The sequence below is a fragment of the Paenibacillus sp. SJS-P3 genome, from assembly GCF_056711585.1.
Window position 1 is genome coordinate 795,888 of sequence record NZ_CM160043.1, and the last position, 20,054, is coordinate 815,941.

The following is a 20,054-nucleotide window of genomic DNA, read 5'->3' on the forward strand; positions in this document are numbered from 1 at the left end:
AACGAATAAGGGCCTCGGATTAGCGGTACAGCCGCATTCGGGACCCGGAAGCCTGCTCGGCAAGCCGGATGTGCAGCATGCCAACCCGGTGTCGAGAACGGTGCTGGCCAAGCTGGACTACGACCAACTGACCAACTGCATGCGCTGCGGCTTCTGCCTGCCGGCCTGCCCGACATTCCGGGAGACGGGGCTGGAGCCGGAATCGCCGCGCGGCCGGATCGCGCTCATGAAGGCCGTCGCCGACGGCATCATGGAGCCCGACAAGGCGTTCGCCGAGCAGATGAACCATTGTCTCGGCTGCCGGGCCTGCGAGCCCGCCTGTCCTGCCGACGTCAAATACGGGCAGCTGCTGGAGCAGGCCAGGGACGCAATCGAGGATCATGCGGATCACAGCCTGCCGGCAAAGGGAGTGCGGAGGCTCTTCTTCAAGGATGTGCTGCCGCATCGCTCCCGCCTGAAGTGGCTCGGCCGATCGTTGTCCTTTTACCAAAAATCAGGTCTTCGGCAGGTCGCGCGCGGTACGGGCATCATGAAGCTGTTCCCGGCGGCCATGCGGGAAATGGAGCAGATTCTCCCCGAGGCTTCGGGAAAGGGCGTCGTAGACCGCATCGGCACGGTCGTTCCCGCCAAGGGAGAGCCGATCGCACGCGTCGCCCTGTTCCGGGGCTGCATCATGGACGTGCTGTTCAGCGAGACGAACGTCCGCACGGCGGAGCTGCTGGCGGAGGCCGGCTTCGAGGTCGTCATCCCGGACAATCAGGTGTGCTGCGGCGCCCTGCATGCTCACAGCGGGGAGCTGGATCAGGCGCGAGGGCTCGCCCGGTCCAACCTGGACGCCTTCTGGAATGCGGGCATCCAGCATATCGTCTCCAACGCCGGCGGCTGCGGCGCGCAGCTGGCGGAATACGGCCATCTGATGCATGGAGACGAAGAGTATGCGGAGCTGGCCGTCGAGTTCGCTGCCCGCGTCGTCGATGTCAGCCAGCTGCTGCTCAGCAGCGGAAGACTGCCGGCCTTCTCGGAGCAGAGCGGCGGCGTACGTGTCACTTACCAGGACTCCTGCCATCTCCGCAACGGCATGAGAAGCTCGGGAGCGCCGAGGCAGCTGATCCGCCAGGTGGCGGGCGCCTCGTTCGTCGAGATGAAGGAAGCCGACCGCTGCTGCGGCTCCGCGGGCATATACAACGTCACACAGCCGGAAATGGCGGGGCAGATTCTGGAGCACAAGATGGAGCATGCCAACGCCACCGAAGCGGCCTACCTGCTCACGAGCAATCCCGGCTGCCTGCTGCAGATGAAGCTCGGGGTGCAGAAGCACGGAGACCCGGCCGCGATGAAGGTCATGCATGTCGTCGATTTCCTGCACGAGCGCATGGGAGAGCCGGCGAGCCTTTCCTCGGCAGGGAAGACCGTTTGACTTTCAAGACGGGAGGCAGATTCGTTTAGAGGCGGATTTGCATAGAGGAATTAACGACGGACAGCCCGTTTCCGACTGCTCGGAAGCGGGCTTGTTTGGTTACTCAAATGAAAATCGTTTATCGATGTAGGTCAGAGTCGCCAGCAGAAAAGAACCGAACGCGATCAATGTCATGATCGACTGGAAAGTATCCATAGGCATGCCTCCTTTCCGGAGGGTGCCTTACACCATAAGCCATTTGTAAAAATATAGCATATCAGACAGAGTCTACCAATCGTAGGCTCTTTTCTTATCGGAAATATCCCAGCTAACAGAACCAAGCTGTCGCAGAGAGCCGGCTGAAACCAGGAATTGCTGTAGCGGTTGCACAGGGACGGAGAACCAAGTACAGTCTCGCAGCTGCAAGAGTCAGATCTTCATCTTCATGGTGGTTAAAATGCTGCAGGCATAGCAAAAAGGCAGCTCTCGATGGCTGCCTTTTTTTGTTTTTCTAATTCGGAATAGAGCCGGCTAAAATGCCTGTCATTCCGCCAACCCGGAAGCGGCCCGTTCCGGGAACTAGCTTCCAGTCCGCAGGGCTTGCACCATCTCCAGCACCTGCCGCGCCGCTTCTTCCGCGGTCAGCCTCGCCTTGTCCGCGCTGCCTCGCCGGACGAACTCCACCTTGCCGTCCGCCGCATCGCGGCCGACGACGATGCGTGCCGGAATGCCGATGAGGTCGGCATCCTTGAACTTGACGCCCGGCCGCTCGTCGCGGTCGTCGACCAGCACCTCCGCGCCGGCTTGCTCCAGCTGGAGGCGCAGCTTGTCCGCGAGAGCCATCTGGACATCGTCCTTGACCGACACCGGAATGACATGGACGTGGAACGGAGCCAGCGCCGCCGGCCACACAATGCCGTTCTCGTCATGGGATTGCTCCACGGCTGCGGACAGAAGGCGGGAGACGCCGATGCCGTAGCAGCCCATGATCATCGGATGTGTTTTGCCCTCAGCGTCGAGGAAGGTGGCCCCCAGCTTCTCGCTGTATTTCGTGCCGAGCTTGAATACCTGGCCGATCTCGATGCCGCGATGGAACGCAAGCGTGCCTTCCTGGCACTTCGGACAAAGGTCGCCAACCAGCGCATTGCGGAAATCGCCGACAACCGCAGCCCCTAGATGGTTTCCCGCATGAACGCCCCGGATATGGAAGTCCTCTTCGTTCGCTCCGGCGACTCCGTCCGTTACGGCAGCCGCGTCATGATCGACATAGACGGGAATATCCAGCCCGACAGGACCGGCGAATCCTGCGGGAGCGCCTGTCGCCTTCATGACCGCGCCAGCCTCGGCAAGCGAGACGGAATCCGCTCCAAGGAAATTCTTGACCTTGAGCTCGTTGATCTCATGGTCGCCGCGGACGACGACGGCCACGATGCTTCCGTCGGCCTCGAACAACACGGTTTTGAGAATCTGCGAGGAAGGCAGCTCCAGAAACGCGGTCAGCTGCCCGATTGTACGGACGCCGGGCGTATGGATTTTTGCAGGCTCCGATGCCGGGGAGGCGGGTGCCGGTTCATCCGCGGGGCTATTGTTCCCGAATAGACGGCCCGATCGGGCATCGTTCGCAAATATCCGTCCCGCCTCGGCTTTCTCGAGATTGGCGGCATACCCGCAGCAGGTGCAGGAAGCGATCGTATCCTCTCCGATCGAGGCAAGCGCCATGAATTCATGCGTGCCTCCGTCGCCGCCGATCGTTCCGGCATCGGCTTCGACGGGGCGGAAGTTCAAGCCGAGACGGCTGAAGATCCGGTTATACGCCTCGAACATCGTTTGATAGGAATGGTCCAGCCCCTCTTGCGTCGTGTCGAAGGAATAGGCATCCTTCATCAGGAACTCCCTCCCGCGCAGCAGTCCGAACCGGGGGCGGCGCTCGTCCCGGAACTTGGTCTGAATCTGATAGACAGTCAGCGGAAGCCTCCGGTACGAGGATACCTCGTCCCGGACGAGAGAGGTGACGACCTCCTCATGCGTCGGGCCGAGCGCGAACTCCCGGTCGTGGCGGTCGCGCATGCGCATCAGCTCCGGACCGTAAGCGTCATAGCGGCCGGACTCCCGCCACAGCTCCGCAGGCTGCAGCGCGGGCAGAAGAACCTCCTGGGCGCCGGCCTCCTCCATTTCCTCACGGATGATTTGCTCGGCCTTGCGGAGAACTTTGCGTCCCAGCGGCAAATAAGAGTAGATGCCGGCGGCCGTCTGGCGGATGAAGCCCGCCCGCAGCAGCAGCCGGTGGCTGGCAGCCTCGGCTTCGCCGGGGGTGTCGCGCAGGGTGGATAGAAGCAGCTTGCTTTGAAGCATGAAAGGTCCCTCCTTGTGTGATGTCGGCGGATGAATGGGCCGCAAACAAAAAAGACCCATTCGTCAACGGATGAATGGGCCGCATAAAACAAAAAAGACCCATTCGACAACGGATGAATGGGCCGCAAACAAAAAAGACCCATTCGTCAACGGATGAATGGGCCGCATAAAACAAAAAAGACCCATTCGTCCAGGGACGAATGCGTCGCGGTACCACCCTGAGTTCGGCTCCGGCCGGACTGGCGGCAGGAAGCCCTTGAGACGGATAACGGCAGGAAGCCGGCGCCGGGCCTGCGGACAGGCACGGATGCAGCTCGCAAGGTGGGGATGCCGGGGTTCGATGCGGGAAACCTTGCAGCCTGGGGTTTCCTCTCTGGACAGCGAACGGCGGGGCATGCTGGCCTTGGTCACAGCAGATGGCGGATATCGGTTTTATCCACCATATCGAAAACCGGCTGCAAGGTCAAGAAGAGAAGATCGAAGTCATGCGCGGCAATATGAAGCCGAAACAACAACGACCATCCAAGCGTCTAACAGATAACGCTTGAAACGGAATGGAGGCCGCGGCATGCGGATCATCACGAAGCACAATCGGCCCCTGCTGTGGGCGCTTGCGGTCGTATAGACAAGCGAATCGCCGCGTGCCGAAGCAAGGAGGAGGCCATGAGCAGGATGGATGCATCGTTTGCCTGGGTTGCCGTCCCGGTTTTCATCGCCGGTGTCGGGCTTTTATTGTCCCGTAGAAGGAAATTCGGCAGCTGGAGTGGAAAAGGGTTGGGAATGATGCTGATCCTGTTTTCGATCCTGTCGCTGTTAGCGGCCATTCTGACAGCCAATGCAGACGATATTCACGATCACGGGCATTAGCTTGTACATGGACGGGACACGACTCGCCGCCAACCACGCATTACCGACTGCACACGTAGAAAATCGGCTTTTCAGCCGAACATCTTGCAATCCGCCCAGGAGGCTTAACTATCGCCATGACCTTTGATCCGCTCTATCATCCGCATCCGTCCTATCGTCTTCCCACGTACGCGCGCAATGGAATGGTCGCCACCTCGCAGCCGCTCGCCGCGCAGGCCGGCCTCGATATTTTGAAAAAAGGCGGCAACGCCATCGACGCCGCGATCGCGGCAGCTGCGGCGCTGACGGTCGTGGAGCCTTGCTCCAACGGCATCGGCGGCGACGCCTTCGCCCTGGTGTGGACGGAAGGCCGCCTGCATGGCCTGAACAGCAGCGGCCCGGCGCCTGCCTCGATCTCGATCGACGCCGTGAAGGAGCGGGGCCACTCGGAGATGCCGAAGTTCGGCGCCATCCCCGTCACGGTGCCCGGCGCGCCGGCCGCATGGGGCGAGCTGTCGCGCCGCTTCGGCAAGCTGCCGCTGATCGAGGCGCTGGAGCCGGCGATCCGCTATGCGGAGGAAGGCTTTCCGGTGTCCCCGACGGCGGCCTACTACTGGGAACGCGCAGCCCGCATCTACCGGGAGAGGCTGCCTCAGGATACCGCCCGCTCCTGGTACGACACGTTCGCTCCAGGCGGCAAGACTCCGGCGGCGGGCGAGCTGTGGCGCTCGCCGGGACATGCCCGGGCGTTGGCCTCGATCGGCGAATCGGGCGCAAACAGCTTCTACCGCGGAGAGCTCGCGGAACGCATTGCGGCTTATGTGCGCGACGAAGGCGGATTCCTGACCGCGGAGGATCTGGCCGTGTTCCAGCCGGAATGGGTGGACCCCATCCATGTCAACTATCGCGGCTACGAGGTGTGGGAGATTCCGCCGAACGGCCAGGGACTTGTCGCGCTGTTGGCGCTTAATATTTTGGGAGGCATGGAATTCGCCCCGGACAGCCTGCTCGCTCCTGCAGCCCTGCACCGCCAGATCGAGGCGACGAAGCTCGCGTTTGCCGACGGACTCAAGTTCATTACTGATCCTGCCCATATGAACGTCGCGGTCAAGGATTTGCTGTCTACTTCCTATGGCGATCTGCGCCGGGGTCTGATCGGCCCGCAAGCCCGGATGCCGGAAGCGGGAGAGCCGTCCTCGGGAGGCACCGTCTATCTGGCCGCAGCCGACGGCGAAGGCAATATGGTTTCCTTCATCCAGAGCAACTACATGGGCTTCGGCTCCGGCCTCGTCGTCCCGGGAACCGGCATCGCGCTGCAGAACCGGGGCAGCGATTTCTCGCTGGATCCTGCCCATGCCAACGCGCTTCAGCCCGGCAAAAAAACGTACCATACGATCATCCCGGGATTCCTGACCCGAGGCGGAGAGGCGGTCGGCCCGTTCGGCGTCATGGGCGGCTACATGCAGCCCCAGGGCCATGTCCAGGCCGTCATGAACATGGTGGACTTCGCCCTCCATCCGCAGGCCGCGCTCGACGCGCCGCGCTGGCAATGGCATAAGGACCTGACCGTATCGCTGGAACCGCATTTCCCGCTGGCGGCAGCCCAGTCGCTGGAGCGGATGGGCCACCGGATCACGCTGGAGTCGGGCTTCGGCTCCTTCGGCCGGGGGCAGATCATCCTGCGCGATCCGGCAAGCGGGGTGCTGTGCGGAGGCACCGACTTCCGCACCGACGGCACCGTGGCGGGCTGGTAGTCGGACCGGCCATGCTGCATAGGCGGCACTAGGCGGATCAAGAGGGGGCGAAAAGCCTTGAATCAAGAAGGAAAGCCCGAAGCCGTCGGCAGGCAGGGAGCGCACGAAGCCGCACGCACGGAACGAAAGAGCATAGCCGCCTCTCCTCCTGCACCGGTATGAAGCAGGCGACCTTCGCGGGCGGCTGCTTCTGGTGCATGGTGCAGCCTTTCGAGCCGCGAAGCATTGGCCTGCCCTGCTGTCCCAAGGGGAGCTCCGGCGGCGGCTCGGCCCGCTTGAGTACGAGGTCATCCGCCATGGCGCGCAGGAGCCTCAGTATGACAATCCGTAATGGAACAACAAGGAAGACGGCATCTATGTCGATGCCGTCGGAGGCGATCCTTTATTTTCGACGATGGATCAATTCGACGCCGGGGATGGCTGGCCGGCATTCCGCAGGCCTTTGCGCGAAGGGCTGCTGCGGCGCGAAGCGGATCTGTCGACGACGCAGCCCCGGATCCGGCTCAGGAAAGGCGGCCTCGCAAGGTTATGCCGGCCAGCTCGCGCTATGGGACCGGGGGTTTTGAATCAGGCGTACTTCAAAGGACTGCCCTCACCAGCCTGTTCCTGAAGATGCGGAGCCCAAGCCTGGTCGAGCGTGCGGGTCGTGACGAGGCGGAGCACGAATTTGCCCAGCTCGTCGAAGCTAAGACGCTGCAGGCCGGCGATGAAATCGTCGGTCAGGACGGATTCGTCCAGCACCTCCTTTACCACTTCAATAACCGTATGCACGCGTGCTGTATGTTCAAGTTCATCGATGGATCTCATTAACGGGAATTCCCCCTTAGCGAATATAGGGCCGGCTTGCATGGACATGCCGGGCCTTTGCGGAATTGGCGAATGGTGGAAGACCCTCCGCCCATCAAATTTTAGCACGGAGAAGCAAGCGATAAACGCAGTCTGAATAAATACTAATGTGGTTATCATTTTTCTCATGGGCCGTGGTAGTCCGGCAAAGCCCGCAAGTCGGGATGATAGGATTGCAAAGAAGGTTCATTCTTCTTCGACGTATTCTTCTGTTATAATGGAGGTAAACTATCGGGTAGAAATGGGTGTAAGCGATGAATCAAGACGATAAGCTTGCCGTGCTGAAAGCTCTCTCCAACGAGACTCGCCTGAATATTCTCTGCTGGCTCAGGGAGCCTGACAAGCAGTTCAGCACCCAGCCTCGCGAGGTGCAGAATGAATTTCCGGGCAGCGTCTGCGTAGGCAGCATCCAGGAAAAGGCCGGGCTGACCCAGTCCGTCATCTCCTCTTATCTGTCCTCCATGCAAAAGGCGGGTCTGCTGGAATCTCGCCGTTACGGCCAATGGACGTATTACAGGCGCAACGAGCAGGGAATTGAAAAATTCCTTTCCGGTTTCGCGTTCGATCTGCAGGGCAAAGAGAACTGAAGCGTTCAAGCTCGGCACAAGGCTTGCATTCCGCTCGGTTAATCGATATATTCATGATTATGGATATATATCAGCACCACACAGGAGGAGAGACATAGATGACTTTGTCCAAAACTGCAGCAGCGCTTTTCCAGCCTTTCGAGGGCGGCAAGCTGAACCTAGATACGCGGATCGTGATGGCCCCTATGACCCGCAGCTTTTCGCCGAAAGGCGTTCCCGGCCCTGACGTGGCCGGCTATTACCGTCGCCGTGCCGAGCGCAGCGTCGGCTTGATCATCACCGAAGGAACGGTCATCAACCATCCGGCGGCCGCTGCCGACCGTGACGTGCCCCACTTCTATGGAGAGGAAGCGCTGGCAGGCTGGGAGCGCGTCGTCCGCGAAGTGCATGAAGCCGGCGGCAAGATCATTCCGCAAATCTGGCATGTGGGCACTGCCCGCGAGAGAGAGAAATTCCCGGAATCCGATGCTGCCCCGATCGGTCCTTCCGGTCTCGGCCTCACCGGCCAGCCCGTGTCGGAGCCGCTGACGACGGAAGAAATCCGCGGGCTTGTGCAAGGCTACGCCCAAGCGGCCGCCGACGCCAAGCGCATCGGCTTTGACGGCGTGGAGATCCATGGAGCGCACGGTTATCTGATCGATCAGTTCTTCTGGGAGACGACGAACAAGCGCACCGATGAATACGGCGGCGATATGGTCGGACGCACCCGTTTCGCGGTCGAAGTCATCGAGGCGGTCCGCGCGGCGGTCGGTCCTGACTTCCCGATCGTGTTCCGCTTCTCGCAGTGGAAGCCGGTGGACTATGCGGCCAAGCTCGCTCCGACTCCGGAGGATCTCGAGAAGTTCCTCGCCCCGCTGTCCGCTGCCGGCGTCGATATCTTCCACTGCTCCACGCGCCGCTTCTGGGAGCCGGAGTTCGAAGGCTCCGACCTGAACCTGGCGGGCTGGACCAAGAAAATCACCGGCAAGCCTACGATTACGGTCGGCTCTGTCGGCCTTGACTCCGAGTTCACCAGCCTGTTCGCTGAAGGCAAAGGCGGCAAGGCGCAAGGAATCGACAGCCTGATCGAGCGCTTCGAGAAGAACGAGTTCGATCTGGTCGCCGTCGGCCGCGCGCTGCTGGGCGATCCGGCATGGGCGGAGAAAATTCGCGACGGCCGCACGGATGAGCTGCAGACGTTCACGAAGGAAGCTTTGGGTTCGCTCAGCTAAAGCTTGAAGAAGAACCATTCCGTAGAAATCCGAATCCAAAAAAGCTTCATCCCGCCGATGCGGGATGAAGCTTTTTGGACTTCTCAGAATCTATTCCTGCCGGCCAGCACCTCCACGATCGACCGTGAGCTGGACTGCAAGCCGTTCGAAGTGGAGGAATGCCTGGGAGAAACGCTGGATCTGTTCCGGGAATCGGCATTCGCCAGGAAAAGATGGACGAGCTGTTCCAGCCGTTCATCCAGCTTCAGACGCCTCTCGCTTCCAAGCAGGAATGGACCGGTCTCGGCTTGTCCATCAGCAAGACTCTAGTCGAGTTGATGGGCGGAACCATTTATGCGATCTCCCAGGTCGGAGACGGCACCCTGTTCATCATTACGATGATCGCCGCTCTGCCGTCCGGCGACCGGCTGTCTGATCCGGCTGGAGGACTGCCTGCAGAAGAAATCGACAGCCTCTGGCCCGATGCTGCCCAGGGGTTTTTTCTTTTTTCGGAATGATTCCGATCCGGACGACAGCAACGGCCGGCAGGCGGCAAAAGCCGTCGTCTTTTATTTTCGCCAAACATGTGAAAAAAAGGGAATAAACCCGAAAAAAGGAGCCTTTATCGGCCGCTGCTGTGTTGGTACGATGATCATATACGGGGGTCGTCCCTGTATGAATGGATGATAGGGAAAGGAGATGGAAAGACGAATTTGATTTATGAAAGCGTTATCAATAGTCGAGGAGGAACAAAATGAAGAAAATGACGGCGGGCCTGCTCATGCTGGCCCTTATTCTGTCCTTGCTGCCAGCGGGCAAGGCGACGGCCTTCAACGGCGAAGTCGCGCTCGGCTCCGGCTCTTATTCCACCGTACTTCCGACCGGAGCGGTTGATACTCAGGCGAATATCTACAAGACGGCCAACGTCACGGGAGCGATGCCTACCAATGACTGGTGGAGCAACCTTGCCTGGGACACGTATTCCGAAGCCCAATACCCCCATCCGCTGGCGATGAAAAACGGCTCCGGAGGCATCCGCATCTATTATCCGGGCAACAGGATCACGGCCAACTCCAGCTGCGTCTGCGGCTGGATCAACGATATACACGACTTCACGGTCGGGCATACGGCCGTCTCTAGCTTCCCCGACGCCAAGGTCGACGGCTTCAGCGACTGGTTCGTGAAGGCTCAATACAAGAGCGGCGCGAACGAAATGAACGTCACTTACGGACATGGTTCTCCGTATGTGTACTTCACGTATGCGGGCGGCAGTCCGAAGGTGGACTTTTACGACGCTCCGACCGTCTGGTCCGGCAGCGCAAGCACTCCGGTTCTCGGCATTACGGTCGCCGGCGCGCATTACGGGCTGTTCGGCGCGAGCGGCAGCACCTGGAGCGGCATCGGCGGCAAAACGCTGACGAACAACGGCAGCTCGTATTTCTCGGTGGCCGTCCTTCCTGACAACACGCAGGCGACTCTGAACAAATACGCCCAGTACGCCTACTCGCATGTGACGGGAACTCAAGTGTCCTATGCGTACAACGCTTCGACGAGCAAGGTGACGTCGACCTTTGCCTTCACGACGCAGGCCAAGCAGGGCACGCAGACGGGCACGATCTTCGCCCTTTACCCGCATCAATGGAAGAACAGCTCGAGCCCGCTGCTCTCCTACACGTACAATTCGGTGCGCGGCCTCATGAAGACGGGGGAAGGAAGCTCTTTCCAGACCGTCATGAACTTCAATGGCGTGCTGCCTTCCCTGCCGGACAAAGGCTCCTATGACCGCGCGCTGCTCCAGCAGTATGTGGACCAGGCGGAAGCCGAGACGTACAGCGGCGACGCCGACACCTACTGGGTAGGCAAGACGCTCGGCAAGCTGGCCTCGCTCGCTCCGATCGCCGACCAGATCGGCGACACGACGGCGGCGAACAAGTTCCGCAGCTCGATCAAGACGATTCTCCAGGGCTGGTTCAAGTCGAGCGACGCCGCCGGCAATCTCAAGAGCGGCAATGTCTTCTATTACAACCGCAACTGGGGAACCGTCATCGGCTATCCGGCCAGCTACGGCTCCAACAATGAGCTCAACGACCATCATTTCCACTACGGCTATTTCATCAAGGCAGCTGCGGAAATCGCCAGGACGGACAAAGCCTGGGCCGCCGCCTGGGGACCGATGGTCAACCTGCTCATCCGCGACATCGCCAGCAGCAGCCGCACGGACACGATGTTCCCTTACCTGAGGAACTTCGATCCCTATGCCGGCCATTCGTGGGCTTCCGGCCATGCGAGGTTCGGGGACGGCAACAACAACGAATCGTCCTCCGAGGGCATGAACGCCTGGGCGGGCATGATCCTGTGGGGCCAAGCAACGGGCGACACCGCGATCCGCGATACGGGCATTTCCCTGTACACGACCGAGATGAACGCGATCAATGAATACTGGTTCGACGTCGCGGGCAGCAACCGCCCGGCCGGCTTCACCCGCTCTACCGCGAGCATGGTCTGGGGCGGCAAGACGGTAGGCGACGGCACCTGGTGGACCGGCAACCCGGAGGAAGTGCACGGCATCAACTGGCTGCCGTTCACGGGTGCATCGCTGTATCTGACCCAATACCCGGATTACGCCGCGAAGAACTACAACGCGCTTGTATCGGAGAACGGCGGCACGAACTTCGACGCGTGGGAAGACCTGATCTATATGTACAGAGCGATTTCGAATCCGGCGGAAGCGAAAAGCTTCTGGAACGCGCGCGGCAACGCCCTCTCCGCCGAGGCGGGCAACTCCAAGGCGTTCGCGTACCACTGGATCTACAATCTGGATGCCATAGGCGTCCAGGACCGCACCGTGACGGCGAATACGCCGCTCTACGCCGTATTCGTGAAAAACGGCGTCCGCACGTATACGGCTTACAATGCAGGCAGCTCCGCGATCACGGTCACCTTCTCCGACGGCAAGACGATGTCGGTGCCTGCGAACGGCTCGGCGACGGAAGGGGCCGGCGGAACGACGCCGACTCCGACGCCAACCCCGACCCCAACGGCTACCCCGACGCCAACCCCGACACCGACGGCGACGCCGACTCCGACGCCGGCTCCGTCAGCGGGAGCGATTCCGGGCAAGATCGAAGCCGAGAGCTACGCGGCCATGAGCGGCGTGCAGACGGAGGCGACAACCGATACCGGAGGCGGGCTGAACGTCGGTTATCTTGATACTGGAGATTGGATGGATTACAGCGTCAACGTCGCCCAGGCGGGAACGTATACGCTGCAGGCAAGAGTGGCGAGTCCCAATGCGACGGGACAATTCCAGCTGCGCTCCGGCAGTACGACGCTGGCCACGGTAACGGTGCCGAATACAGGCGGCTGGCAGACCTGGACGACCGTATCGGCGCAGGTTCAGCTGGCCGCAGGGCCTCAGACGCTCCGCGTCTACATCAGCGGTCCGCAGTTCAATATCAACTGGCTGCAGTTCGCATCGGCCAGCAATGTCCTGACTTACACAGCCGCCGATTATACGGCGACAGTGACCAAGTCGGGCACGTCGGAAGCCCTAGTGTTCGCACCCAAGACGGCGGCGGCTTACGTCGATGTCCATTACACGATCAACGGAGCCAACCAGCAGAACGTGCGCATGGTCCAAAGCGGAGCCAACTGGACGCATACGATCCAGGGAGTGGCCGCAGGGCAGTCGATCGAGCTGTGGTTCACCTATGAGAAATCGGGACCGCAATACGATTCGGCTCATTACACGTACACGCATTGAGGCTGGTTCCTTTAGCGGAAACTTTTGAATGGGTTCCGCAGCGAGACTGAAATGCGGTTAGAGGAATGGGAAAGAGGAGGTCGTCTTCATCGACGCCTCCTCTTTCCTTTTGATGCCTGAGGTTAGCTGCTCAAGTGCATGCCCAGCAGTAGTAAGCCGAAAAAGCCGTCTAACTCGCTGCCCTCTTGGCTCTCCAGCCGGAGTTAGCCGAAAAAGCCGTCTAACTCGCTGCCCCGTTGGCTCTCCAGCCTGAGTAAGCCGAAAAAGTCGTCTAACTAGCTGCCCGGCGGCTCTCCAGCCTGAGTAAGCCGAAAAAGTCGTCTAACTCGCTGCCCCGGCGGCTCTCCAGCCGGAGTTAGCCGAAAAAGTCGTCTAACTAGCTGCCCGGCGGCTCTCCAGCCTGAGTAAGCCGAAAAAGTCGTCTAACTCGCTGCCCTCTTGGCTCTCAAGCCGGAGTTAGCCGAAAAAGTCGTCTAACTCGCTGCCCTCTTGGCTCTCCAGCCTGAGTAAGCCGAAAAAGTCGTCTAACATGCTGCCCCGGCTGCTCTCCAGCCTGAGTTAGCCAAAAAAGTCGTCCAACTTGCTGCCTGAGCGTCAGCCGAGCCGGAAGGTGGACCCAAAAAAAGGAAGTTTCCAGTCAGTTTCGTCTGACTGGAGACTTCCCTTTAAACATTTCATCTGCGTTTCATTCTTCGCGGAAGTATGACGACGCCATTTTCAACTGGAATAAACGAGACGAACGGGGTCTGCAGAACTTGTATTACTGCCTTTTCTCGCCGTTGTCGATGACAATGCTGTCCTCAAACACATAAGCGTTGTTCATGCGAAGGACTTCCGTATAATTTGTCGCAGACGTTCATGGCCCATCTCGTCAGCTTTGTCTGCGAGGGCGTGTTCGTGAAGTATCCGAGGCTGATGCTCGTGCTCGTCGAGGGGCGTCGGCTGGCTGCCTCCGTCCCATGGCTGAAGCTGCTTCCGAGCGAATATGTCCGCGACCATTGCTTTCTGAATACGCAGCCGATCGAGGAGCCGGACAATCCGAAGCATCTGGCCGAGCTGTTCGAAATGATCGATGCGGAGAACATGCTGCTCTATTCCAGAGACTATCCTCATTGGGATTTCGACGCTCCGGACATGATTTTGCGCAAGCTGTCTCCGGAGGCGCGACGCAAGATTTTCTAAGGCAATGCGGAAGCGGCTGTATGGATTGTAGGGGCAAGGTGATCGCGTCAAGCTCCTGATGCATCTCGGATCGGACATACGATCCGTTATTTCCGCCATTTGGCCTCTAAAGGGGAGCTGTCGGACATACGATCCGTTATTTTCAAATTTCTATTTCAATGCCGATACGGAATCGTCCAAAGCGGATCCAATGTCCGATACGACTTCAATTATTCAGCAACCAGCAATATTCCTTGAGGCTAGCTGAATCTTATATAGTGAATAACGCCCCAAAGACAACAAGCCGCCCTGAAAGGGCAAGTCCAATGTCTGTCTGAGACCGGCCGGATGAAAGTATTCCAGCAAAGGAGGGGTCGCGTGGCCGTCCATGATGTGCTGGCCGAGGAAGAGGTGCCGGAAGGAGGATTAGCCGTCGTGCAGTTGGAGGGACGGGAAATCGGCATCTTCCGTATCGGCGGGAATTTTTACGCGCTGCACAACTATTGCCCGCATCAAGGGGCTCCGATGTGCGCAGGAAGGGTGTCCGGGACTACGAGTCCATCCGGCGTGTATCAGTATGAATACGGGAGGGATGGCGATATTCTCCGCTGTCCCTAGCATGGATGGGAGTTTGATATCCGCACCGGCAAGTCGCTGTTCAGCGACCGCACCCGGATCCGCACCTACAAGCTGTCGGTCGGCGGCGGAAGAATCGGGATTGTGCTGGGGGAGCATTAAATCGGAGTCAACAATCGGAGAAACCGAAGCCGCCGAGGGGATGGCTTCGGTTTTTTCGCCTTTCCATGCAAGCGATAAAGGCATAAGAAACAGAACAAGCTCCTCCGATGAGAAGAGATAGCTCCGGGACGCCACCTATAGCCAGGACCAGACAAGATGGTTCCTGATCTTTGAACGTTCACAAAGTGTTCACTTATGCGGGAGGTCCCATCCTTTCTATACTGACAAGGGTAAACGAAAGGATGATGGGAAATGCCCGCAACGAAGAAGGAAGACATTTATTTCGGATTGATGATGTGCTTGGGAATGGTCGTGTTCATGACGTTCTACAATCTCTACACGCATGATCTGCTTGGAACGATGACGTGGAAAGAAGTTCTCGTTCAGCTGCTCTTGGTTTATGTCGTCGCTTCCTTGCTCGAGCTGTTTTTCGTCGGTCCGATTGCGAAGAAAGCCGCCTTTTCCTTGCCCTATGACAAGTCCAAGAAAATATTCGTCATTCTGTCCCTGGCTTTGTGCATGGTGACCGGCATGGTTCTCTGCATGTCTCTTTATGGGCTGGCGATGACCTGCCTGACCGGCGGCTTAGCCGGAGAATCGTGGCTCGGCAGCTATTTTTCCCTCGTAGGACACAATTTCATTTTCGCTCTTCCTCTGCAGCTGCTGGTCGTAGGGCCGCTGGTTAGGCTATTGTTCGCGAAGTTTGTTCAAGGAAACAGGAGAACGGAGCTTGGAGGCTGACAGAAATCAAATAGGAAACGGCAGGCGGAAGCACCGTTCTGACAGCCCGAAGGGCTTGTTGGCGTGCTTCCGTTTTTCCTTTCCGCTCCATGAGGAAGACCCTCATCACGAATGTGATCTCCTGAATAAAGGATTTCGGAATCTTTCCGAAGAAGAACCGAGTATCGTTTTATTGCAACCGTTGGCGATGCCTGTTCCCGGGAGGAAGGATTGAGCCTGATGGCGAGAAGAAAATGGGCCTTTCGAGCATCGGTTCTGTTCTCCACCTTGCTTGCCGTCTTTCTGATCCGAGGATGCTGGCAAATGGACAGAGTGGAGCAGCAGCTCTATGGAAACGACTTGATGATCAGTCTGGTGCAGCTGGAGGGATTGATCGGCCAGCAGGAAGAGAGGAACTGGGATAAGCCTGACCTCGTCACGATACAGCTGGGAAATGTGACGGATAACTTGTCAACGCTTTTTCTGACCAAGCTGCCCTCCAAGTCGGAAAATCGCATGCTGCAAAGCCTGTATATCCTTTTCCGCCGATATCCCAATAGAGAGCCATACAAGCTGCCGGAGGTTACTCAACAGGACCGGTCGGCCTACTCCGGCTTGCAAGCGGAGCTGAGGGATGCCGGGATTGGAATCGGGATACCGATGAGCGGCAGCATCAAGGAAGCCAAGCGCAAGCTGGAAGTCTTGCGTGAAGCGCTGGAGGCGAAAGAATTCAATCGCTCCTAGTCTTAAGCAGAGGCCAGGCGTTCATCGGCGTGAGAAACAATGAATTGGATGAGGATAACCCTGAGGGAGGAGAAAGGGGAAATGAAAAACCCGTTTGCTAAGCTTTGACGCGCTTCCCGTATTCGCCCTTCCCGCATTCGTCCTTCCCGTATTCGCTCATCCGCGGCTTGGGCAAGGGGACCGCCTCTTGAGTTCAGCCGTGCTGGACAACCTCGAAACCAGGACAACCAAGGAGGCTGGATGACATGAGAACGGAACAGCAGATGATGGATTTGATTCTGGGTTATGCCCGGCAGGAGGAGCGCGTGCGTGCGGTCGTGATGAACGGCTCACGGACAAATGTGAACGTACCGAAGGATCGCTTTCAGGATTACGACATCGTCTATCTGGTGACGGAGCTGGATTCTTTTGTGCAAGACCATGCCTGGGCAGACGTCTTCGGGGAGCGCCTGATCATGCAGATGCCGGACGAGGGGCAGCTGTTCCCTTCGGACCGCAAGGGACGATACGCCTATCTGATGCAGCTGGCGGATGGCAACCGCATCGATCTGACGCTGATTGAAAGGGAGCAGGCTGCGGAGTATGCTCGGGAAGACAAGCTGGCCGTGGCGCTGCTCGACAAGGACGGCTTGCTGCCGAAGCTGCCTCCTCCGACCGACGAGGACTACCGGGTCAAGCCCCCGACCGCATCGGAGTATGCCGGCTGCTGCAACGAGTTCTGGTGGGTGGCGACCTATGTCGCCAAGGGGCTGTGGAGGCAGGAGCACCTGTATGCTTACGACCACCTGAATCTCTATGTCCGGCCGATGCTGCTGATGATGCTGGACTGGCAGGTCGGCATTTCGACGGGATATAGCGTGAGCACGGGCAAAAACAGCAAGTATTTGCGGCGGCATGTGGACACGCGGACATGGAGCGAGTTGATGGCGACTTATTCCGATGCCAGCCTGGAGGGCATATGGAGGGCGCTCTTCGCCATGGGCGGGCTGTTTCGCCGCGTCAGCTCCGGGGTGGCCGAGGCGGCGGGTTTTGTCTTCAACGAGGCGGAAGCCCTTCGCGTGACGGCTTATTTGGAAGAAGTAAGGAAGCAGTCCGTCCCGCACCAAGAGGGATCGGGCTGAAGCGCGGGAGCTGGAGCGCTGGGCCGCAGACAACGGAATCAAGATGGCCCAGAAAAGCTTTTGGAAATGGATTTGAAGCGAATTGATTGCGGGCAAGGAATTAGGACTATGAAAGGGGAATGTCTGTGAAAGCATTGGTATTCCACGAATTCGGCGGACCGGAAGTGCTCCATGTCGAACAGCTTCCGGATCCCGCTCCGGCTGCCGACGAAGTGCTCGTGCGGGTGGAGGCTATCGGGCTCAACTTCGCCGATATTTACCGGAGGCGGGGCAATTATCACTTGGCGGGCAAGCCGCCTTATATTCTCGGGTACGAGGGCGCAGGCGTCGTCGTGGAGGCAGGAGCTGGAGCTCATGCATTCAAAAAAGGGGACCGCGTCGCATTCGCCGACGTTCCGCATGCCAATGCCGAACTGGTGCGGGTTCCCGCCGATCGCGCCATCCCGCTGCCGGAAGGAATCAGCTTCGAGCAGGCGGCGGCCGTGCTGCTGCAGGGCTTGACCGCCCACTACCTGGTGAACGACAGCTTCCGCGTCGCGCCGGGCGACGAGGTGCTCGTCCATGCCGCGGCCGGAGGCGTCGGGCAGCTGCTGGTCCAGCTGGCGGCGGCCAAAGGAGCTCGGGTGCTCGGACTGACTTCGTCCGCTGCCAAGCGGCAAGCCGCTCTTCAGGCGGGGGCGGATGAAGTGCTGCTGTACGGAACCGAGTGGGTGAGCGGGGTGCGGCAGTGGAGCGTCGGCGGCGAAGGCGTCGGCGTGGCCTACGATTCCGTCGGCTCGACGCTGATGGAGAGCTTTGCCGCTGTGAGAACAGGGGGACGGTCGTCTTCTACGGGATGGCGGGCGGAGATCCTGCTCCCGTCGATCCCCGAATGCTGATGGACAGCTCCAAGACGCTGACCGGCGGAGACCTGTGGAATCATGTCACGACGCAGGAGGAAAGGATACGGCGTTCCGGAGAGCTGTTCGGCTGGATCATGGACGGCAGCCTGAAGCTTACGGATATTCGAAGCTTCGCTCTGGCGGACGGGGCTGAGGCTCACCGCCTGCTGGAGAGCCGGCTCCACAGCGGGAAGATCGTTTTGATTCCGTGAAAGCATAGGGCAAGATTTAGCAGGGATGGAGAGCGATCTCCGTCCTTTTTTCTATGCTTGCAGCAATCAATTTATTCGACTATTATCTAATTAGATATTTATCAAATTATTGACTTTACGATGAAAAGGAGAATGAACGATGACAACTCCATGGCCGTCCGTTTGGCTATCCGAACGCTGCCAGATTCGAAATTTACGGGATGATGAAGGCGAGCCTGCCCAGCGGCTTTACGAGAGATCCGCTCCGCTGCCGATCTGGACGGGTCAGCCTTTGAATTCCTCGTATATAGGAAATGTGCGGAGCGGAAATCCGGAGCTGCCGCCGGGCGGCCGTCCGGATCGGCTGCATGTTCAGCTGGCGGAGCTGAAGGGGGAGGCGCTGGCGGCTGAGCCGAAGGCGGGCGGACCGTCAGCGGAGCCCGTCGCCTTGATGGAGCTGTACCAAGGATATCCGGGCGAGCGGGATCTATATATCGGCCTGTTCGCTGTCGATCCAACGCATCGCGGTCAAAGGCTCGGAAGCGAGCTCGTGGACGGGATCATCCGCCTTGCCGCCGAGCGGTCCTATGAGACCGTCCGGGCAGCGGTCGATCTCAAGAACTGGGCGGCTCTGCGTTTCTGGATCGGCTGCGGCTTCAAGGAAGCCGTCAAGGTGAGCGGCGACCGGGAGCATGGCAGGAATGCCTTTGCAAGAATCGAGCTGGCTTGCCGCATCGGGGGCCAAGTCGCGGCCCGATAGGTCTGCGGCTCATTCGGAGGAGATCGTCGCTATGCAACCTTGATGATGGAGGAGACGTCATTAACGGCAGTTAGATGCTTCCAGGAGGAGAATTATATGCAGCTTCGCGGCCTCATCCTATCCCTCTCCGTTTGCGCGCTGCTTTTGGCGGCTTGCAGCGGAGTTCCTTCGGAACGAGGGACGACAGTCGTCCCGGCACCATCGGCAGCCTTGCACGGCACTCCGAATTCCCCGGCTCCCGGCACAGGCTCCGGAGGCGGTGGGCTTCCATCCCCTTTGCCCGAAGGGCAATCAGCTCAGCCATCCAAGGATGACACAGCAGCGAGAGCGTACGCGGGAAACGCAGAGGGGAAGCTCGTCATCCGGCCGTCCGGCCCGGTGACGGAGGAGAAGCTTGGAGCCCCGAGCTGTCTCGGACAGGAGAACGATCATCAGTGGAAAGGCAGCTTTGAGGCGGTGTGGCAGCCTGAGGATGGCCCTGAGCAGCCGGTAGCGCGCTACGAGGACGGCTTTGACGGCGACGGAATCATCCAGCCGGACACCAGGCCTGTCCAGATGGAAACCGTATCCTTGGGCTCGAGAGACTTGTATGCGTTCACTCCTCAATATACGGATTGCCATGCGCTGCTGACGTATTTTTACGTCCTGGAAGGCGGCAAGGCCTACTCGGTGCCGCTTGTCTTCGGCGAGGATCAGACCCAGCCGCTGATGGCCAGGCTGCCGATCGGCGGCATGGAGACGAAGGACGGCGAGCTGCTCCTGGCCGAGGGCTACGGCGCGGGGCAGGATAAGATCGACGTGTACCATTTCCGCTACAACGCCGCCAGCCGGCAGCTGGAGAGGACCGCGACCGACAGCCATGATGCGGCCCGATTCCTGGAGCAGGCGAAAGGGAAGGCGAAGTAGGACGTTCAGGGCAAGGCCCGCTCAAAACGTTCAGGGCATGGCTCAAAAACGTTCGGGCGAGGCTCAAAAAGACCCGAATAGAGCTGGGCAAGTCCCCT

Annotated in this window: 17 protein-coding genes and 2 pseudogenes; 16 read left to right on the forward strand and 3 right to left on the reverse strand. The window is 59.3% G+C overall.

All coding sequences use genetic code 11. The annotated features are described in order from the left end of the window. Positions 1-52: 52 nt before the first annotated feature. Complete coding sequence (locus AC06G8_RS03675; protein ID WP_480285378.1) at positions 53-1,417, forward strand: (Fe-S)-binding protein; 1,365 nt, start codon at positions 53-55, stop codon at positions 1,415-1,417. 99 nt (positions 1,418-1,516) lie between these two features. Here the strand turns inward: AC06G8_RS03675 and AC06G8_RS03680 are convergent, their stop codons facing one another. Both AC06G8_RS03680 and AC06G8_RS03685 read right to left on the reverse strand, forming a co-directional pair. Next, positions 1,517-1,612 (reverse strand): putative holin-like toxin, encoded by a 96-nt coding sequence (locus tag AC06G8_RS03680; protein ID WP_480284399.1) that lies wholly within the window; start codon positions 1,610-1,612, stop codon positions 1,517-1,519. A 363-nt stretch (positions 1,613-1,975) separates the two neighbouring features. Next, the gene (locus tag AC06G8_RS03685; RefSeq protein ID WP_480284400.1) at positions 1,976-3,748 is read right to left on the reverse strand and encodes a proline--tRNA ligase; all 1,773 of its coding nucleotides are present in this window, start codon (positions 3,746-3,748) and stop codon (positions 1,976-1,978) included. Positions 3,749-4,411: 663 nt separating this feature from the next. Here AC06G8_RS03685 and AC06G8_RS03690 point away from each other — a divergent pair. From AC06G8_RS03690 to AC06G8_RS03700, 3 genes are all read left to right on the forward strand, one after another. After that, positions 4,412-4,615, forward strand: a complete 204-nt coding sequence (locus AC06G8_RS03690; protein WP_480284401.1) for a hypothetical protein — start codon at positions 4,412-4,414, stop codon at positions 4,613-4,615. A gap of 116 nt (positions 4,616-4,731) precedes the next feature. Further along, positions 4,732-6,348 (forward strand): gamma-glutamyltransferase family protein, encoded by a 1,617-nt coding sequence (locus AC06G8_RS03695; protein ID WP_480284402.1) that lies wholly within the window; start codon positions 4,732-4,734, stop codon positions 6,346-6,348. 352 nt (positions 6,349-6,700) lie between these two features. Next, complete coding sequence (locus AC06G8_RS03700; RefSeq protein WP_480285379.1) at positions 6,701-6,958, forward strand: peptide-methionine (R)-S-oxide reductase; 258 nt, start codon at positions 6,701-6,703, stop codon at positions 6,956-6,958. Here the strand turns inward: AC06G8_RS03700 and AC06G8_RS03705 are convergent. Next, entirely contained in the window at positions 6,916-7,155 is a 240-nt protein-coding gene (locus AC06G8_RS03705; protein WP_447662355.1) for a hypothetical protein, read from the reverse strand. The genes AC06G8_RS03700 and AC06G8_RS03705 overlap by 43 nt on opposite strands. A gap of 293 nt (positions 7,156-7,448) precedes the next feature. On the opposite strand from AC06G8_RS03705, the gene AC06G8_RS03710 reads away from it, so the two are divergent. The 12 genes and pseudogenes from AC06G8_RS03710 to AC06G8_RS03765 all read left to right on the forward strand — a co-directional run bounded on the left by AC06G8_RS03710 (position 7,449) and on the right by AC06G8_RS03765 (position 19,956). Continuing rightward, positions 7,449-7,781 carry an ArsR/SmtB family transcription factor gene (locus tag AC06G8_RS03710; protein ID WP_447662356.1) on the forward strand — a complete coding sequence of 111 codons (333 nt, stop codon included), beginning with the start codon at positions 7,449-7,451 and terminating at the stop codon, positions 7,779-7,781. A 98-nt stretch (positions 7,782-7,879) separates the two neighbouring features. Next, on the forward strand, positions 7,880-8,992 hold the full coding sequence (locus AC06G8_RS03715; protein ID WP_480284403.1) for an NADH:flavin oxidoreductase: 1,113 nt from the start codon (positions 7,880-7,882) through the stop codon (positions 8,990-8,992). A 158-nt stretch (positions 8,993-9,150) separates the two neighbouring features. Beyond that, on the forward strand, positions 9,151-9,489 hold the full coding sequence (locus AC06G8_RS03720) for an ATP-binding protein (RefSeq protein WP_480284404.1): 339 nt from the start codon (positions 9,151-9,153) through the stop codon (positions 9,487-9,489). 236 nt (positions 9,490-9,725) lie between these two features. Continuing rightward, positions 9,726-12,734, forward strand: a complete 3,009-nt coding sequence (locus tag AC06G8_RS03725) for a glycosyl hydrolase (RefSeq protein ID WP_480284405.1) — start codon at positions 9,726-9,728, stop codon at positions 12,732-12,734. An 840-nt stretch (positions 12,735-13,574) separates the two neighbouring features. After that, positions 13,575-13,916 (forward strand): annotated as a pseudogene (locus AC06G8_RS03730) (amidohydrolase family protein); the annotation flags it as partial. A 357-nt stretch (positions 13,917-14,273) separates the two neighbouring features. After that, positions 14,274-14,513, forward strand: coding sequence for a Rieske (2Fe-2S) protein (locus tag AC06G8_RS03735; protein ID WP_480284406.1), 240 nt, complete (start codon positions 14,274-14,276; stop codon positions 14,511-14,513). A 372-nt stretch (positions 14,514-14,885) separates the two neighbouring features. Beyond that, positions 14,886-15,374 (forward strand): DUF2798 domain-containing protein, encoded by a 489-nt coding sequence (locus AC06G8_RS03740; protein WP_480284407.1) that lies wholly within the window; start codon positions 14,886-14,888, stop codon positions 15,372-15,374. Between the two features lie 303 nt (positions 15,375-15,677). Continuing rightward, positions 15,678-16,097, forward strand: a complete 420-nt coding sequence (locus AC06G8_RS03745) for a hypothetical protein (RefSeq protein ID WP_480284408.1) — start codon at positions 15,678-15,680, stop codon at positions 16,095-16,097. Positions 16,098-16,342: 245 nt separating this feature from the next. Beyond that, positions 16,343-17,218: an aminoglycoside 6-adenylyltransferase gene (locus AC06G8_RS03750; RefSeq protein WP_480284409.1), complete on the forward strand. Its 876-nt coding sequence runs from the start codon at positions 16,343-16,345 to the stop codon at positions 17,216-17,218. A gap of 119 nt (positions 17,219-17,337) precedes the next feature. Next, positions 17,338-18,311: pseudogene (locus tag AC06G8_RS03755) on the forward strand (quinone oxidoreductase family protein). A 139-nt stretch (positions 18,312-18,450) separates the two neighbouring features. Next, positions 18,451-19,050, forward strand: a complete 600-nt coding sequence (locus AC06G8_RS03760) for a GNAT family N-acetyltransferase (protein WP_480284410.1) — start codon at positions 18,451-18,453, stop codon at positions 19,048-19,050. 96 nt (positions 19,051-19,146) lie between these two features. Beyond that, positions 19,147-19,956 (forward strand): hypothetical protein, encoded by an 810-nt coding sequence (locus AC06G8_RS03765; RefSeq protein ID WP_480284411.1) that lies wholly within the window; start codon positions 19,147-19,149, stop codon positions 19,954-19,956. Positions 19,957-20,054 lie beyond the last annotated feature (98 nt).

Excerpts from the sequence above, each read along its gene's own strand:
- AC06G8_RS03710 (WP_447662356.1), top strand. The coding sequence starts at position 7,449 with ATGAATCAAGACGATAAGCTTGCCGTGCTGAAAGCTCTCTCCAACGAG.
- AC06G8_RS03685 (WP_480284400.1), bottom strand. The coding sequence starts at position 3,748 with ATGCTTCAAAGCAAGCTGCTTCTATCCACCCTGCGCGACACCCCCGGC.
- AC06G8_RS03690 (WP_480284401.1), top strand. The coding sequence starts at position 4,412 with ATGAGCAGGATGGATGCATCGTTTGCCTGGGTTGCCGTCCCGGTTTTC.
- AC06G8_RS03695 (WP_480284402.1), top strand. The coding sequence starts at position 4,732 with ATGACCTTTGATCCGCTCTATCATCCGCATCCGTCCTATCGTCTTCCC.
- AC06G8_RS03765 (WP_480284411.1), top strand. The coding sequence starts at position 19,147 with ATGCAGCTTCGCGGCCTCATCCTATCCCTCTCCGTTTGCGCGCTGCTT.
- AC06G8_RS03725 (WP_480284405.1), top strand. The coding sequence starts at position 9,726 with ATGAAGAAAATGACGGCGGGCCTGCTCATGCTGGCCCTTATTCTGTCC.
- AC06G8_RS03720 (WP_480284404.1), top strand. The coding sequence starts at position 9,151 with ATGCCTGGGAGAAACGCTGGATCTGTTCCGGGAATCGGCATTCGCCAG.
- AC06G8_RS03760 (WP_480284410.1), top strand. The coding sequence starts at position 18,451 with ATGACAACTCCATGGCCGTCCGTTTGGCTATCCGAACGCTGCCAGATT.
- AC06G8_RS03705 (WP_447662355.1), bottom strand. The coding sequence starts at position 7,155 with ATGAGATCCATCGATGAACTTGAACATACAGCACGCGTGCATACGGTT.
- AC06G8_RS03745 (WP_480284408.1), top strand. The coding sequence starts at position 15,678 with ATGGACAGAGTGGAGCAGCAGCTCTATGGAAACGACTTGATGATCAGT.
- AC06G8_RS03715 (WP_480284403.1), top strand. The coding sequence starts at position 7,880 with ATGACTTTGTCCAAAACTGCAGCAGCGCTTTTCCAGCCTTTCGAGGGC.
- AC06G8_RS03750 (WP_480284409.1), top strand. The coding sequence starts at position 16,343 with ATGAGAACGGAACAGCAGATGATGGATTTGATTCTGGGTTATGCCCGG.
- AC06G8_RS03740 (WP_480284407.1), top strand. The coding sequence starts at position 14,886 with ATGCCCGCAACGAAGAAGGAAGACATTTATTTCGGATTGATGATGTGC.
- AC06G8_RS03680 (WP_480284399.1), bottom strand. The coding sequence starts at position 1,612 with ATGGATACTTTCCAGTCGATCATGACATTGATCGCGTTCGGTTCTTTT.